11 protein-coding genes and 1 pseudogene are annotated in these 15,419 nt (G+C 61.3%); 2 read left to right on the top strand and 10 right to left on the bottom strand.

Going from position 1 to position 15,419, the window contains the following annotated elements; all coding sequences use genetic code 11:
- Positions 1 to 8 precede the first annotated feature (8 nt).
- From NLM33_RS15060 to NLM33_RS15050, 3 genes are all read right to left on the bottom strand, one after another.
- A complete protein-coding gene (locus NLM33_RS15060) occupies positions 9 to 983 on the bottom strand; it encodes a DMT family transporter (protein WP_254096807.1) in 975 nt (324 codons plus the stop codon).
- 60 nt (positions 984 to 1,043) lie between these two features.
- Positions 1,044 to 2,018, bottom strand: coding sequence for a zinc-binding alcohol dehydrogenase family protein (locus NLM33_RS15055; protein ID WP_371929953.1), 975 nt, complete (start codon positions 2,016 to 2,018; stop codon positions 1,044 to 1,046).
- Positions 2,019 to 2,094: 76 nt separating this feature from the next.
- Positions 2,095 to 2,973, bottom strand: coding sequence for an alpha/beta fold hydrolase (locus NLM33_RS15050; RefSeq protein WP_254096805.1), 879 nt, complete (start codon positions 2,971 to 2,973; stop codon positions 2,095 to 2,097).
- Positions 2,974 to 3,377: 404 nt separating this feature from the next.
- Here NLM33_RS15050 and NLM33_RS15045 point away from each other — a divergent pair, with 404 nt between their 5' ends.
- Complete coding sequence (locus NLM33_RS15045) at positions 3,378 to 4,046, top strand: ABATE domain-containing protein (protein ID WP_254096804.1); 669 nt, start codon at positions 3,378 to 3,380, stop codon at positions 4,044 to 4,046.
- A gap of 426 nt (positions 4,047 to 4,472) precedes the next feature.
- Here NLM33_RS15045 and NLM33_RS15040 read toward each other — a convergent pair whose 3' ends face one another.
- The 4 genes from NLM33_RS15040 to NLM33_RS15025 all read right to left on the bottom strand — a co-directional run bounded on the left by NLM33_RS15040 (position 4,473) and on the right by NLM33_RS15025 (position 9,418).
- Entirely contained in the window at positions 4,473 to 5,078 is a 606-nt protein-coding gene (locus NLM33_RS15040; protein WP_254096803.1) for a DsrE family protein, read from the bottom strand.
- A gap of 36 nt (positions 5,079 to 5,114) precedes the next feature.
- Positions 5,115 to 5,732, bottom strand: coding sequence for a hypothetical protein (locus tag NLM33_RS15035; protein WP_254096802.1), 618 nt, complete (start codon positions 5,730 to 5,732; stop codon positions 5,115 to 5,117).
- A complete protein-coding gene (locus tag NLM33_RS15030) occupies positions 5,729 to 6,769 on the bottom strand; it encodes a TAXI family TRAP transporter solute-binding subunit (protein ID WP_254096801.1) in 1,041 nt (346 codons plus the stop codon). The genes NLM33_RS15035 and NLM33_RS15030 overlap by 4 nt, the downstream gene beginning before the upstream one ends.
- Positions 6,770 to 6,862: 93 nt before the next feature.
- On the bottom strand, positions 6,863 to 9,418 hold the full coding sequence (locus NLM33_RS15025) for a hypothetical protein (RefSeq protein WP_254096800.1): 2,556 nt from the start codon (positions 9,416 to 9,418) through the stop codon (positions 6,863 to 6,865).
- A gap of 913 nt (positions 9,419 to 10,331) precedes the next feature.
- Here NLM33_RS15025 and NLM33_RS15020 point away from each other — a divergent pair.
- Positions 10,332 to 10,709 (top strand): VanZ family protein, encoded by a 378-nt coding sequence (locus NLM33_RS15020; protein WP_254105806.1) that lies wholly within the window; start codon positions 10,332 to 10,334, stop codon positions 10,707 to 10,709.
- Positions 10,710 to 11,217: 508 nt separating this feature from the next.
- Here NLM33_RS15020 and galE (NLM33_RS15015) read toward each other — a convergent pair.
- The 3 genes and pseudogenes from galE (NLM33_RS15015) to NLM33_RS15005 all read right to left on the bottom strand — a co-directional run bounded on the left by galE (NLM33_RS15015) (position 11,218) and on the right by NLM33_RS15005 (position 15,192).
- Positions 11,218 to 12,272: pseudogene (gene galE, locus NLM33_RS15015) on the bottom strand (UDP-glucose 4-epimerase GalE).
- A gap of 163 nt (positions 12,273 to 12,435) precedes the next feature.
- Complete coding sequence (gene galE, locus NLM33_RS15010) at positions 12,436 to 13,407, bottom strand: UDP-glucose 4-epimerase GalE (protein WP_254096799.1); 972 nt, start codon at positions 13,405 to 13,407, stop codon at positions 12,436 to 12,438.
- Between the two features lie 402 nt (positions 13,408 to 13,809).
- Positions 13,810 to 15,192, bottom strand: a complete 1,383-nt coding sequence (locus NLM33_RS15005; RefSeq protein ID WP_254096798.1) for a polysaccharide biosynthesis/export family protein — start codon at positions 15,190 to 15,192, stop codon at positions 13,810 to 13,812.
- Positions 15,193 to 15,419 lie beyond the last annotated feature (227 nt).

Here is a 15,419-nt window from a genome sequence, read left to right as displayed (position 1 = left end):
GCCCGCTGCTACGGCTCTCCCACTGCGAGCGCTTCCTTGCGCCGCTCCTGATCGCCGACGCGGTATGGCGTGCGATTGATCAGCCAAAGCGCCACCGCGATGAGAGCTCCCCCCGCCAATTGCGGCCAGGCGAGCGTTGTGTGGAGTACGAAGAACGAGATCGCGACCGTGAAGAGAGGAGCGAGAAACAGATAGCTGCTGGCGCGCGTGGCGCCTCCCTTTCCCAGAGCGACGAACCAAAGACCGAACGAGCCCGTAGAAGCCGGAACGGCTAGCCAGAGAAACCAGCCCCATTGCTGTGGTGTCGTATCGCTCGGCCAGTGCTCGCCGATGCCGTAACCGACTGACAGCAAGACGATGGCGCCAATCAGCATCTGCCAGAAGCTGAGCGCCCATGTCTGAAAGGGCAGGGCTACGCGCTTGTTCACGATCGTCGCTGCCGCCCAGCAAAAGGCTGACGCCAGACCGACAACCTCGCCGGTCAGGGCGGCACCTCCGGGTGCGGCGCCTCCTCCTCCAATAGCCAGCGCAACGCCGGCTATCCCGAGCAACAGGCCGACGATGCGCAATGCGGAGAGCTCCTCCTGCAGGAACACGCGTCCAAGAACCGCGACCCATATCGGGTTCGTGAACAAGAGGATCGCTGCAGTCGAGGCGGATATCGAGCGCATAGCCAGGAAAAGAAGTCCCATCACCGCAGCCGTCTGCAACAGGCCTATGAGGAACACCCAGCCGGCATCGCATAGTGTGGTGCCGGCGGGTACCAGCCTTCGTCCTTTGGGCTCTGGCGATAGGATGACGAACGGCAAAGTGGCCATGGCAGCCACGAGGAAGCGCCATCCGACGAGCACCATGGGCTCGAAGCCCTGCAACAACAGGATTTTGCCGGCCACGAAGCTCGACCCCATGAGAAAGGTCGAGACAACGAGTGTCGGTACAAACCCATTTGCGACGCCGGCGATCGAGCGCTCTCCATTGGGCATATCGCAACTCCAGGACCACAAGCTCTCGGTTTGGGTTGGCTAGTGCCTTGCGTCGGTCGGTTACGCGTGCACGACGACCATCTTGCCGCCGGCCTCGTTCGCCTCCATCACGCGGTGAGCCTCACGAATTTCCTCGAATCTGAAAATGCGTGAGGGCTTCGCCTTGAGCCGGCCCGAGGCAACGTCCAGCGCGATCTGTTGAAGAGGGACGTCTGACAACGGAAACCCGGGGGTGCCGAAGACGAAGCTGCCGAAGAAGGTCAGATAGACGCCACTCGACATCTGAAGCAGCGGATTGAAATCCTTGATGGGATCAAGGCCGCCAAGCCACCCCGCCAGGCAGGCGCGCCCGCCACGGCGAAGGAGCGCCAACGAGTCGATGATGGTGCTGTTGCCCACCAGATCGAGCACCGCATCGAGTTTCCTCGTCTCCGGAAGGCGCTTGAAAAGCTCCGGCCCCTCGATCTCGCACCGCTCGGCGCCCAGCTTCTCGAGCAGCGCGAAGCGGGCGTTGCTCCGAGTCGTTGCGATCACTCTGGCACCCGCATTCACCGCCATATTGACGGCGGCTTGGCCGAGTGAGGACGTCGCTCCACGGATCAGAAGCGTCTGCCCCTTCTCGATCTCAAGATTGCGAAAAAGGCAGGTCCAGGCTGTCGCGTACGTCTCAGGGATGGCAGCAAGCTCCGCCCAAGGCAGGTCGGATTCGATCAGCGCGACGTTCGACACCGGTGCACGGGTGTACTCCGCGTAGCTCCCGTTGATCGTTCTTCCGAGGCCGCCCATCAGTGCAGCGACCTTTGCGCCGACCGGGAATTCGCCACCCGGGCACGCCTTCACAAGACCCACGCACTCGATGCCGCTGACTTCTGCAGCCTCGGCCCATTCGCCGCGCCGCATGTGCATCTCGGCATGATTGATGCCGAACGCCTTGATCTCGATGACGACATGGCCAGAAACCGGCTCCGGCTCCGGAATGTCCTTGTAGACCAGGCCGTCCAGCCCACCAAACTTTTCGATGACGATCGCACGCACTGTTTCTCTCCAATGGTTGGCACGCAGCACGCCATCCGCGGTCGCATGGATAGGGTGCGGCAGCGCGGGTTCGTGTTCAGTCGCGCTTGCGATCGACCGCGGCGAGGAAGTCGCGGATTTGCTGCGCGATCTCCTGCGCGTGGGTCTCCAGCGCGAAGTGTCCGGTGTCGAAGAAGCGGATCACCCCCTCGGGGATATCCCTGCGAAAGGCCTCGGCGCCTGGCGGCAGAAAGAACGGATCGTTCTTCCCCCAGACGGCAAGGAAGGGCGGCTTGTAGGTTCGGAAATAGTCCTGAAATGAAGGGTAGATGGCTACATTGCTCTTGTAGTCGCCGAACAGATCGAGCTGCACCTCGTCCGCACCCGGCCGCGCCAGGTAGTAACTATCCAGGGAATAACCGTCCGGGGAGATGCGCTCCTTGGCATCGTCGGGGACGCCGTGCATGTACTGCCAGGCCGTCGTCTCCGGCGAAAGGAAGGCGCGCAGGGCCTCCCGATTCTTTTCCGACGAGTCAGTCCAGTAGGCGCGGATGGGATTCCATCCATCGCTCAGCCCCTCTTCGTATGCGTTCCCGTTCTGGGAAATGATTGCGGTGATCCTCTCGGGATGCCGCACTGCGAGTCGAAAGCCCGTCGGGGCCCCATAGTCGAAGACGTAAATCGCGAAGCGGCCGAGGCCCAGGACTTCCGTGAACCGCTCGATCACCTGGGCGATGTTGTCGAATGTGTAGGTGAACTTGGTTCGGGGCGGCATGTCCGATTGACCAAATCCCGGCAGATCGGGGGCCACCACGTGAAATCGATCCGACAGCAGCGGGATCAGATCTCGGAACATATGGCCCGAGCTTGGAAAGCCGTGGAGCAGCAGCAGTGTCGGCGCTGTCCTCGATCCCGCTTCGCGGTAGGCAACATTGAATCCATCGACATCGATCTTTCGAAATCTCACTGTTCCCATGGCGGGTCTCCGTTGCTTCGTAACCCCTCAGTTGCAATTTATACGGTTACTATAGATAACCCGTCAAGAGCCGATATGCAGGTTACGAAAATGTTACCGACTGGGATGGGCTCGGGGCGCGGCGGCGATGGAACTCGGGACATCGATCCTTGCGCAGCGTTCCGCCGGTCGCGGGCTTTCTCGATCTCGGCTGAAATCGCTGGCCGGAAGCGCATCGGTATTGGACGTGAAGCGTCCCACCCGCGAGCCGGCCAAAGGGCCGAGGAAGCCAAATCCAACAGGACCGCGTCAGGTGCCGTGGGGCCCTTTCGGGTGGATAACTTGTTATATTATGTTTTAGTGGTTATGTATGGGCATACAGTGAGAGGCCACGGCTCGCCGCCGAAGGCCATCGGAATCCGCAAATGACAGAGCAGCGCCCCGCAGCATTTTTCGTCGCCGACGCGACCGGCCTGGATTTTCTGAACACGATCGCAACCCCGGTCGACGAGCCCGTCGAGTGGATTACCTCGGGCAAGGATCTCCTGAATTGGCTCGGAGTTGCCGGGTTGGTGCCGGATGACGTTCGCGAGGAATTCCTCAAATCCGCGGTCCCGGGCGAACTTGACGCCGTCGCGGCGCAGTCGCGCGCACTGCGCGAGTGGTTTCGCACGTTCGTTCAAAGGCACAAGGGCAAGCCGCTGCACGCCGATGCTTTGGAGGGGCTCGCGCCGCTCAACCGCATCCTCGCCCGAGATGAGCAGTTCGGCCAGATCGTTGCGCGCAAGGGCGACCCGGACGAAGAGGCGCCCTCAGGTGTTGTCTGGCAGATGCAACGACAATGGCGCTCGCCCGATTCGCTGTTGCTACCAATCGCGAGATCAATGGCGGAGCTTGTCTGCACGGACGACTTCGCGCACGTGAAAGCGTGCGAGGGTCATGCCTGCACGCTCATGTTCATTGACCGCACAAGAGGTCGTGCTCGGCGTTGGTGCAGCATGGCCCTCTGCGGAAACCGGGCGAAAGCGCAGGCTCACCGCGATCGCGCCAAAGTCGCCGCCAGAACGCGACCGCGCTCGCGCGGGCGCGCGTAAGGGAGAGGCATCGACCACCTTCGTGCTCGCCTGCGCCAGCGCTTGGCGTGTGCGCGACGCCTCCTTCGTCAGACGAACGAGAACGTCCTGTCGATCACAGGCTTCAATCCGTTCACGACGACCGCGTCGCACATCTCGGAAGTCTGCGTGCCGGGGTGTCTCTTCGCGTTCGGCACGCGCGCAGCCCCGTTTCCTCAGGCATTTCGGGACTGATCCTCCCTGCGAGGGCTGCTTCTTTGTTTGGAAGGGGCTGCCAAGCTATTGAAATTGCTAGAGGCCATTGTTGGCCGCTTTTTCCAAATGCTCCTTGAAATTGTTGAATGATCAAACTGATTTTGATTCCGCCATTCGGAGGTTCGATCCCTCCCGCCCCAGCCAGAAGCCAGAGCGCTGAGTTCGTTGGACAAATGGCCAAAGTCGGCCGGCTTACGGCTTGACGTAGGTCCAGCCCATCTCCTGCAATTCCATCACGCGCACGACGCCTGACTTCACGACGTCTGCCTGCCGAACAATCGGTATGTCCTTGTTTTCGGCCTTCTGCATTTTCTCCTGGGTGTTGCCACAGGCCTTGAACGAAACCTCGGGCGTGCTCAGGGCCATTTCCTCGATGCGCGCCTTTACCGGCGACGTGTCTTCACGCAGCATGTTCAGGCCGGGCCCAAACGTGACGACCTCGATCTTCACCTTGTCGCCGGAGGCCTTGTAATATTGAGCCACGTTCGTTGCGTTGTTGAGCGCGAGATTCATCGCTGCGGGGTCGTTGGTATTCACCTGCAGGATCAGGTGATGCTCCTTCTTCTTCGTTGCAGCCGGATCTTCCATGCGGGCAAGCGCGGATCGCGATTGCGTCTGCGTCGCTGTCGTTCGCTTCGCTATGTGATGCCTCGCATGGCTCGTCTTATGCACGACGGGCTGCCCTTCTGGCGGCGTCCAGTATTTTCCGCCCTGCTCAGCGGCCGCAAACGACGCGGACATTAGAACGGCGATCGTTCCCATCGCGACCGTCTTTGCAATATGATGAAACTCGATCATTGTACGCCTCCATCGAAGAAAATCACTTGCACACCATCAATGGTTCGGTGTCGCGATGGCGAGCGGCCATCTGCACGCCGCGGCCATCTTCGCGCGCGCCGCCTCTATTCCGGCGAGAGAGAACGTTGCGTCATGGGCAGCCCCGCCCCGAGATGAGAGGAGGACGATAAGGTCCCCGCTATCCGGAAGCGACTGCAGCAAGCGAACAACATCCCCTGCGAACGCAGCGCCAGGACCGAATGCCGGCACGGCGGCTGCGACCTGCACAGCCGGACGGTCATTCACGCGATAGGAAATTGCATCAGTACCGCCCCCGCGGGAGACGTCGGGGTCCACGAGCACCAGCTCCGTCCGGCCGGCGCGACAGCGAATCGATAACTGCATCGCGGACTCGCCGGTCCCGCTGCGTGACAATGTCGTAGCGGTCGCGATCGGCGAGTAGTCAATGGGCGAGGTCGTCTGGCTGACGATCCAGTCGTCTTCCGGCGTCTGGCGTTGCTGTGGCGCTGGGGTACGCGTCAGTTTATCCAGACACCCTAGGCGATCCGCGTGTTCCTTCTGAAGGCAGGAGCGGAGCTGCGTCGTCGGATCCTGGGCCAACGCAATACCGCAGGTAGCCCCGAGCGCAATGAGCAGGATCGCGGCGCGTTTCATTGCGAGGCACGTGTTGTGCGGAGCTGACGATCCAGCCAATCCTGCGCCGCAGGGACGCGCGTGAGACCCGGAACCGTCGCAGCGAGGTTGATGGATTTCCACTTTGGATCGAAGCCCGGTCCCTGCAATCTGTCGATCCGGGAGAATAGGTGGTCGATGAAGCGCGCGACGCGCTCAGAGCGGTTCGACTTGGCCGGCCAGTTGAAGGCGACCAGAGCGGTCGGCACGGCGATCGTCGAAATCCGCTCGCCCTGCTTGATCAGGTTAGGATAGTCGCTCCCATCGAGGGTAGCGGGAAGATAGTAGTCCTCGAACTTGCTCTCGTATGGGACGGGCAGGAACTTGAAACCTGGCTCCCAACGGCCCTTCACGAAGGCATCCACGGGCTTCGATGTAATGAAGACGACGGCCGACATCTCGCCTTTGCGCATCTGCTCGAGCGCGATCTGGTGTGGAATGAATGTCTTGTCCACCTCGATGTTGAGCCGGCTGAAGATCAGAGGCCCCGAATAGGCCGCAGCGGTGCCCTGCGTATTGAAATTGACCTTCTTGCCGGCGAGATCGTTCAAGCTCCGAATCTCCGGTCGGACGAAGATATGCAGCTCGGACGGGAACAGATTCAGGACATACGCAATTCTTCGCTGGATGTCCGGCACCTGGCTCTTGTATTCCTCGAGCGCGTCGGAATTGATGATCGCCGCATCGATGCCGCGCAAATAGAGCAGGGAATTCAGGTTTTCCGTGGCCCCGCGAGTGACAACCGGCAGAACATGCAGGTTATCCCCATCGTCGACCACACGGGCGATCTCTGCAGCCAGGCGGATCGGCGCGCCCTCGAGGAGACCTCCGGCCAGGCCGATCGTCCAGGCGTTCATGGAGATCACCTCAGGCCTTGCCTGCGGCGGCTCGGGCCGAGCCAGGCGAACCTTGTGAGGCCTATTTTGCGGCTGCGCATCCGCCCAAGGCGAAATGGCCAGGAGCAATGGCGCCAACGCCGCGAGCAAGAGCAGCCGACGCAATCCCATGAGCTTCTTCATCGACCAACTCCTCTACACCTGCTGCATCCGTATCGGCGCTTTTGATCTGTGGTTGCGCACGGACGGTTTGGAAAATCGCCGCACATGACCGTGCTATCGACGCAACGCTTCTAATCGCGCCTTCGCTTCCTTGATTCCTCCAGCTTCGGCCCGCGCGTAAAGATTTTGCGCTTTGGTGAGATCGCCTTGCGTTCCATACGTTCCGAAATTTGGAAGGATTCGCGGATCGTAGGTTTCCGCGAGCGCGAAGCTTGCCTGCGCGCTGCCCATCTCAGCGGCTCGCTCCAGCACGATCCGCGCCGCGCCGATGTTTCCCTGTTTAAGCAGTGCACTCGCGCGCGCGATCAATTTCGCCGCTTGCATCCCTTCGCTAGGATTGACCTGGGCATCGCCCTGGCTGCGCGCCGGTATGGCCTGGCCTTGGACCGGCTTGTCTCTGACCGATTTGTCTTGGACCGGCTTGTCTTGGATTGGCTTGTCTTGGCTAGGCTGGTTCCGGATTAGCTGTGCCGGCGCTGGCAGCGGCTCCTCGCGCACGACCTGGCCAGTGGTGGCCAGCTGAGACCCAGCGGGGGGATCTTTCGCAACAAGCGCGACGTTATCGCGACGCGCCGATGCGAGATCCCGTTCCAATCCCTCGGCGCGTTCGCGCTCACGCTGCAACAAGGTGCGCAGCTCGGCCGAGTCGCGCTCCCCGGCCTGCTTGATCCGTACGACTTCCTCGCTCGCCTTGGACGCGCGCTCGGTCTGCGCGTCGAGATCGCGGCTTGCCTTTGCGAGATCCCGGGCCAGTTGCTCAGCCCGCTCGCGCTCGCGTTGCTGCGATTGCGTCAAGGAGGCGGCATTGCTCGCCTCCGCCCGTTTGAGCTGTGCTGCTTCCTCGCTGGCTTTGGCCGCTTGAGCCTCGTATGCGTAGATCTTGCTGCGGGCCATCGAAAGATCCTGCGCCAGCGCATCGGCTCTCTCGTGCTCCTGCTGGATCGACCGTCTCTGCTCCGCGGCGCCAGCCTTTACTGCTTGCGTCAGCCTGGCGACCTCGTCGTTCGCCTTGGCCGCCAGCGCCGTCTGCGCATCGATGTCTCGTCGCGCGGCCGCAAGTGTCTGCTCCAGCTGACCGGTCCGATCCCGCTCCTGTTGCAGTGCTTTCTGCAACTCCGCCGCGCCGCGCTGTTCTGCCGCTTTCAGCGGGGGCGCGTCCTCGCCGGCTTTCGCCAACAGCGCCGTTTGCGCCTCGTATGCATAAATAGCGCTTCGCGTCAGGGAGAGATCCTGCGCAAGCGTGTCGGCCCTTTCGCGCTCCTTCTGCATCGATTGCCTCAAGTCCGCGGCACTGGCCTCCGCAGCCCGACTTCGCTGCGAAACTTCCTCGTTTGCCTTTGCCGCCAGCGCAGCCTGGGACTCGACGTTTTGCCGCGCGGCTGCGAGATCCTGCTCCAACCGCGCTGACCGCTCGCGCTCCTGTTGCACGGCCTTCCGCAGCTCCGCGGCGCCGCTGTCGCCCGCCTGTTTCAGCCGGGACGTTTCCTCACCTGCTTTCGTCGCCAGCGCAGTCTGGGTTTCGACATCGCGCCGCGCGGCTGCGAGATCCTGCTCCAACCGCGCTGTTCGCTCGCGCTCCTGTTGCACGGCCTTCCGCAGCTCTGCGGCGTCGCTGTCGCCCGCCTGTTTCAGCCGCGACGTTTCCTCACCTGCTTTCGTCGCCAGCGCAGTCTGGGTTTCGACATCGCGCCGCGTGGCTGCGAGATCCCGCTCCAGCCGCGCCGTTCGCTCGCGCTCCTGCTGCAGGGCCTTCTGCTGCTCCGCGGCGCCGCTCTCGCCCGCCTGTTTCAGCCGCGACGTTTCCTCACCTGCTTTCGTTGCCAGCGCAGTCTGGGTTTCGACATCGCGCCGCGTGGCTGCGAGATCCCGCTCCAGCCGCGCCGTTCGCTCGCGCTCCTGTTGCAGGGCCTTCTGCTGCTCCGCGGCGCCGCTGTCGCCCGCCTGTTTCAGCCGGGACGTTTCCTCACCTGCTTTCGTCGCCAGCGCAGTCTGGGTCTCGACATCGTGCCGGGCGGCCGCGAGATCCTGCTCCAGCCGCGCCAACCGCTCGCGCTCCGCCTGCAGTGATACCTGCAGCTCAGCCGCGCCACTCTCGCCCGCTTGATTCAGCCTGGAAGCTTCCTTCAGCCGGGAAGTTTCCTCGACGGCCTTCGCCGTCAACGCCTTTTGGGTTTCGACCTCGCGCCGCGCTGCGTCAAGGTCCTGCACCAGCCACTCGGCTCGATCGTGCTCCTGCTCGAGATGTCGCAGCAACTCTATGTCGCGCCTTGCAAGGGCAAGTTCGCAGGATAGTGACACTGCCCAGTCACGTTGCTGTTCCGGATGCTGCTGCGGGGCTCCTGTGTCGCTGGTCGTCGTTTGCGCAATCCGTATCGATTTGTCGCTGCCGTCTGCGCGCGGCAGTAACGTCTCGAACTCGTCAGCACCGAGATTGCGGGCAGTCGTCGCCTGTTGCGCGTCTGCGAGGTACCGCGCCTGATCCGGCGAAGCCTCCGTTTCGGACGCCCATGTCATAGCGAGCACGACCGCTGCCATCCACAGGGGTGCACATCTTCCCCGCTTGAGGGAGATATTCACTTCCTCCTCGTTGAGCATGACCGTGCGAGCCATCTGCAATTACCTGTCGCGTGCGATACGACATCCTTCAGATGTCTTCAGATGCCTCATTATGCCCTCCATCTTCACGCGAGTCATATAGCTCGCATGGAGGACCCTCCCCACCACTTTTGGGTTAGGCTACGGATTGTGCCCGATCATCGAAGCCGTGAACAAGGAGACGGCCTCAGCGGGCCGGAGCCTGGGGCCGTCCATTCCCGCGCCTGCGAGTAGCGCCTGCCTGGACCGCCATTGCGTTGCCCTCAATCCTGAGGAAAGCAGAAGCTATTGTTGCCAAGAAACAGCGCTTAACAACTGCCATGGATGGGTACTCCCTGTGCGGACAGCCTGTACCACCCGCTATTTGAAATTGTAGGTCGAGCGTCCGATGATGTTTCGCACCTAATCAGCCATGTGCCGATCCAGAGCGAGCGCGCAAGCCCGCATCGCCGAGCCGCCGCAGGAAGGCCACATCCGGATTTTGGCTCAGTGTCCGATCCTTTTGGAGTACTCTCCTTTCGTCCAAGCACATCAGGAATTCTGCACTCATATGTCAGGAACGGTTGGTAACCATTGACCCAGCGTCCCACTGCTCAGGTGGGCATGAATTTGGTCGAAAGGATTTCCGCAGCAGGACATCGGGATTGCTCCAGAGCAGCCGGCGCAACCTGATGCTGCGTACGAACACACCCAGCTGCAGTCCCGCAAGCTCGGTGTGGAAACTGGCAGGTCGATCTGGCTCGAGCTGGTCGCGCTGCAGCCAACTGGATCGTTCAAGGTTCGCGGCCTCAGCGGGGAGTTCGAAGAATGTTGGCTAAAGGGCACGATTATTGACGTTGCCGTTTGCGCTGAGTGGAGGGAGCATGCTCTTAAAATCGAGTCTCAGAAATGTAGGGCCCTTGCTGGGGCCACCAATCGAGGCGCTTTAATGGTTATTAGCGCACTTCGGCTCGTCGCGTGGCTGCTCGCGGCCGTTGTCACTTTCGCAACGCTCGGACCTGAGAGCATTCGGCCTCACCCCGTTCTCGGGCAGCATGGTGATCACGCGCTCGCCTTCGTTCTGGTGGGGATTTTCTTCGGCCTCGCCTATCCGCAGCGGCGCTGGAGTGCTTCAGCGGCCGCCGTTGCCCTGATCGGCCTACTTGAGATCATGCAACTATGGGTGCCGGGACGGCACGCGAGGTTTGGGGATTTTGTGGTCGACGCGCTCTCGGCCTGCGTTGGCTTCGCGCTATCCGCAGCGGCCAACTGGATGATGGCGCAATTTGGCCGAGATCCAGACGCGGTGACGCGCCAACGTCCGTAACGGCGCACGTCAGCCGCCGCGAGGTCAGGCGCGATCGCCTCGTGACGCCGAGTCTACTGACTTCGTGGGCCAGGGCGAGTTATCCGCAGGTGAGGGATTGAACGCGCAACGCTCAATCGAGCTCAGTGCATTGGTGCGCGAGAGCCCCGCCGCCGCTTGGGTCGGTGCCGCGGATCGCCAAATTTGAGCTCGGCAACCAGCCGCCAGAGCTGGACTTCGTGGCCGTCCGCCAACCGCCCGGCCCGCTCGGTTGCGGACGCGTCGTCCGGGCAGTGAAGGTTGACCACGCCCCCTAATTGGCCGTGTTCGTCCAGAACGAATGCACGATAGTGTGGCATCGGAAATCCCCACGCGACGGCATCTTACCTGCAGCCTCGCTCTGCGCCGTGGAGATTTTGGGTCATTACGAGCTACCCCTGATGGGCGGTGTGCTTGCCGCAGTGGCTTGCCCCGAGCCCGTTCATGCGGTCAGACCCTCGGTCTGTTCGAATACCCGAGGCGGACACACTCAGCCGCGAAGGCGAAAATTCCTGGACCGCTCCCGGACCTTCGGAAGTTCGCTACCGAGGTAGCCCTCGGGGTTCTGCAATTGCCAACGCCAATGGTCCGCACACATTTGCTGCAAAGATCGGGTCGACTTCCAGCCCAACGCCTCCATAGCAAGGGTCGGGTCGGCATAGCAGACGGCGACATCACCGGCCCGGCGCTCCCTGATTTCATAGGGGACTGATCGCCCACTGGCTGCTTCGAATGTGCGAACGATGTCCAGAAGGCTGCTGCCGTTGCCCGTTCCAAGGTTGAGCGTGAGCACGCCGGATCTGAGGTGGCGCAAGGCGCTCAAATGCCCGGATGCGAGATCGACCACATGAATGAAGTCGCGAATTCCGGTGCCGTCAGGCGTGTCGTAGTCGTTTCCCCAGATCTGCAGCTTCTCCCGCCGCCCAATCGCCACCTGAGCCACAAACGGTAGCAGGTTGTTCGGGACACCCAGCGGGTCTTCTCCGATGAGCCCGCTCTCGTGCGCGCCAACCGGATTGAAGTAGCGCAGATTGGCGATCCGCCAATCGTCGTCGGACCTGCAGAGATCCTTCAGCATCTCTTCGATAACGAGCTTTGCATGGCCATACGGATTGGTTGGACCGAGGGGATGCTTCTCTTCGAGCGGCAGGTATTTAGGTATCCCGTAAACGGTTGCGGACGAGCTGAAGACGAGCGTCTTGACCTCCGCCCTTTTCATGGCCGAGACGAGCCGCATCGTTCCGAGGACGTTGTTCTCGTAGTAGCTCATGGCCGTGCGTTGGAATCGCCGACGGCCTTCAGCCCCGCAAGGTGGATGACCGCAGTCACTCCGCAGGTACGAATTACGTCGGAGATCGCCTCTTCATTCCGGATGTCTGCGTGCCGAAAGACGAGCGAACGCCCGCAGATGGACTGCACTCGCTCGAGCGAGGCCTCGTTGCTGCTGCAGAGATTGTCGATCGCGACGACGTCGAGCCCGGCATCCAGCAATGCGACCCAGACGTGGGACCCGATGTAGCAGGCACCTCCGGTCACCAGGATCATCTCGGACACCTTCCGCTTTCGCTCAACCAGCTTCCGTGCAATGCGACACCAACTTACTTGCAAGTCGCGCCCATGAGGCGTGTAGACCTTGGGCTTTATGAGCGACCTCTGATGGGACTGCATCGCGGGTGGCGCCGCCCGCTGGGGACGGGCCGTCGAGCGCTCACGATTGTCGCATCATCCATCTCCAAGCGTCGCGGATCTGAACCCCAAGGTCAGATCGCTCTGGCTTCCAGCCGAATAGGGTTCGTGCCTTTTCGATAGCGCCGATCAGGACTGCGGGATCGCCAGGCCGTCTCGGCACAAGCTCGACCTGGATTGATTTGCCCGTAACGCGTTCGGCTGTCGCAACGACTTCCAGTACCGTGTAGCCCCGCTCATTGGCCAGGTTGACCGCGCAAGTGGCCCCGCCGCCGATGAGATACTTGAGTGCCCTCACCTGCGCGTCGGCGATATCAAGCACGTGTACGTAATCACGGACGCAAGTTCCGTCAGCCGTGTCGTAGTCATTTCCGAACACCTTGACCGCCGTGGCGTCGCGGGCGGCGGCTAGGATCAGTGGGATCAAATGAGTTTCCGGATCGTGCGCTTCGCCGATTTCTGCTTCGGGGTCAGCGCCCGCCACGTTGAAGTAACGGAGCGAGACCGAACGAAGGTTGTGAGCCGCATCGAGATCTCCAAGCATCCGCTCGACAACGAGCTTCGAGTAGCCGTAAGGATTGATCGGTTGTTGTGGATGATCCTCCGAGATCGGAAGCCGATTGGGCACACCATAGGTCGCGCAGCTTGACGAGAACACCACCGGCACCGATTTGAAATCGATCAAGGTCTGTAGCAGCGAGGCGGTTTCGCCGACGTTGTTGCTATAATAGAGCAGGGGGTTTGCGACGGATTCCGCAACGTAGGCATAAGCGGCGAAATGTATCAGAGCTGACGGACGGTATTTTTCCAGTACCGAACGCACCTTGGCTGCATCGCCAATGTCGCCAAATTCGAACATGCCGAATTTCGCGGCCCAACGGTTGCCACGTGAGAGGTTGTCGTAGACAACCGGCTCGAACCCATGGCGCGCCAATACTTTGCAGGTGTGGCTTCCGATATAGCCGGCACCACCCGTTACCAGAATCTTGACCACGCTCTATATCGCCTCGAATTTAGCACTGCGAAAGAACGCCCTGGCGACGAAATTGCCTCCGAGGGCGAAGATAGCTCCTCCTGCTTGCGCGGCGGCGTGCCTAGTCGCCGCGGAAAAATGCAATAGGTTGGCTTTCATTCGATGGCCCTCAGCCCTGCAAGCTGAAAGACCGCGGTCACTCCGCAGGAGCGGAGTATGTCGCAGATGGCCGTTTCATTCTGAATGTCGGCGCACGCCGAAACACAAGCGACGGCCGCCAGATCGATCGCACCCGTTCCAGCGAAGCCTTGCCGCTGTTGAAGAGGTTGTCGACGACGACGACGTCGAGCGCAGCATCCAGCACACCGATGCAGACATGCGAGCCAGTGGCTATCTCCCGTTCCGGAAGTGCGTCGGCCCTGGTCATCTCTGCCCGACGCGCACCGAATCGGCTGCGGTCGCATCGTGCCGGCCTGCCCCTGATTGAATGTTTGAACTGCCTAGCCTTTGGGGAGGGACGGCAGGACCATCCTGGTATTGAAGGCTGACTTCCACGGCGTCACCCGGCTGCAGCTCGGTATCTTCGCTTGCGACGATCCGTTCCTGCCCCTTGTCGCCCTTCCTGATGATGGCAATCTCCGGGTGGTTGCCGGCTCCCCGCACGAGTTGCGATCGAACCATCGCGGTGTACTGAAGCTTCTCGCCGACACTCTGCAGCTTCTCGCGGATCTGATTGAGCTTTACGCTGGTATCCTGAAGCTCGCGGAGCAGGTCGAGCCTCCGCTGGTCATCCAGCTTTGCCAGCTTCCTGACGAATTCATCCTGCTGCTTCTTGACCTGCAGCAGTTGCGCAGAGGTCTGCAGCTTCCGGGTTGATGACAGCAGCACCGCGCGACGCGCATCCGTAACGCGAGGGCTGATCAAGGAACCCTTGCCGAAGAGCTCGGTCGTCTTCTGCAGGTCGTCAAGATCTGCCTGAAGTCCCTCTTCATCCTTCTTCTGCTGCTCCGACAGCACGCGAACCTCGTCGTCTCCCTGTCGAATGCCGCGCTGAAGGTACGTCTTTTCCTGCTGATAGTCACTCTGCTTGGTCTTCAGATATTCCGCTTCTGAATTAACGATTTCCGAAATCGCGGATCGAGCCAAGGGCGCCTCCGTCAGAGCGCCTGGACTGATCTGGGATCCCTCTCCAAGTTCAGTCTTGATGCGCCACATGCGCGCCTGTTCTTTGGCCAGATCCGTCCAAAGCGAACCATACTCGCTTCTCAGGTCGGCTGCCTCGAGATACGGGTTGTTCATTCTGATACGCATGATGTCGTAGCCGCCTGCCACGGCGACGAGCTGGCGTGCGGTGATAGACAGACGATAAGGGTACTCACCCGGCTTCGATACATCACCATTTACGTATATGGGCCTGTATTCCGCGATGACCGTCGTGACCTCGTCTGCGTCTATCACGACGACCGTCTCGCGGCCATCGGACGTCCTCTGTCGAAATACTTTGCGCGCAAGTGCGGCCCCGATTTTGGCTCGGATCTGCGGCAAGGGCAGGCCGGCCACTGGAACCGTTCCGACCAGTGGCAACGAAATATTCCCGTCCATTTGAACGGCAGCGCGATGCCGCAGCTCGGGCACGCCCGCCACTGCAACCTCCAGCGCATCTCCGATGTTTACCAGATATTCCGCCTTTGCCTGAGGGACGGAAATTGTCAGGCCAACAGCCACCAGGGCCCATTTGATGCAACGACCCAGGTCGCTGCCAGAGCCGTCGACATGGGAGCTATTGCGCAGTCTGGAGTTCGGCATGGCATCATTTCCTGTACACCAAGTGAAAGTCTTTCAATGGAAGGCGTCGAAGGCGGCGCGTCAACGGCCGTCCGGGTAACCGTCAGGCGATCCGCAAAACGACGTTCTAGTCTCTCATTAGCGCCGAACCGCTCGGTGCCGTCTTCCGATCTGTTCGACGATCGGTTCTCCATCATACCCGATACCCGTCCATACCCGTCGAACCCATTGGGGACGGGCGCTTCGAT

This window comes from Bradyrhizobium sp. CCGUVB1N3, assembly GCF_024199925.1.
Classification (GTDB): Bacteria; Pseudomonadota; Alphaproteobacteria; order Rhizobiales; family Xanthobacteraceae; genus Bradyrhizobium.
Note: the sequence above shows the minus strand (reverse complement) of the source record. Positions and strands in the feature narration are given on the sequence as shown.

Excerpts from the sequence above, each read along its gene's own strand:
- NLM33_RS15060 (WP_254096807.1), bottom strand. The coding sequence starts at position 983 with ATGCCCAATGGAGAGCGCTCGATCGCCGGCGTCGCAAATGGGTTTGTA.
- NLM33_RS15050 (WP_254096805.1), bottom strand. The coding sequence starts at position 2,973 with ATGGGAACAGTGAGATTTCGAAAGATCGATGTCGATGGATTCAATGTT.
- NLM33_RS15045 (WP_254096804.1), top strand. The coding sequence starts at position 3,378 with ATGACAGAGCAGCGCCCCGCAGCATTTTTCGTCGCCGACGCGACCGGC.
- NLM33_RS15040 (WP_254096803.1), bottom strand. The coding sequence starts at position 5,078 with ATGATCGAGTTTCATCATATTGCAAAGACGGTCGCGATGGGAACGATC.
- NLM33_RS15035 (WP_254096802.1), bottom strand. The coding sequence starts at position 5,732 with ATGAAACGCGCCGCGATCCTGCTCATTGCGCTCGGGGCTACCTGCGGT.
- NLM33_RS15030 (WP_254096801.1), bottom strand. The coding sequence starts at position 6,769 with ATGAAGAAGCTCATGGGATTGCGTCGGCTGCTCTTGCTCGCGGCGTTG.
- NLM33_RS15025 (WP_254096800.1), bottom strand. The coding sequence starts at position 9,418 with ATGGCTCGCACGGTCATGCTCAACGAGGAGGAAGTGAATATCTCCCTC.
- NLM33_RS15020 (WP_254105806.1), top strand. The coding sequence starts at position 10,332 with ATGGTTATTAGCGCACTTCGGCTCGTCGCGTGGCTGCTCGCGGCCGTT.
- NLM33_RS15005 (WP_254096798.1), bottom strand. The coding sequence starts at position 15,192 with ATGCCGAACTCCAGACTGCGCAATAGCTCCCATGTCGACGGCTCTGGC.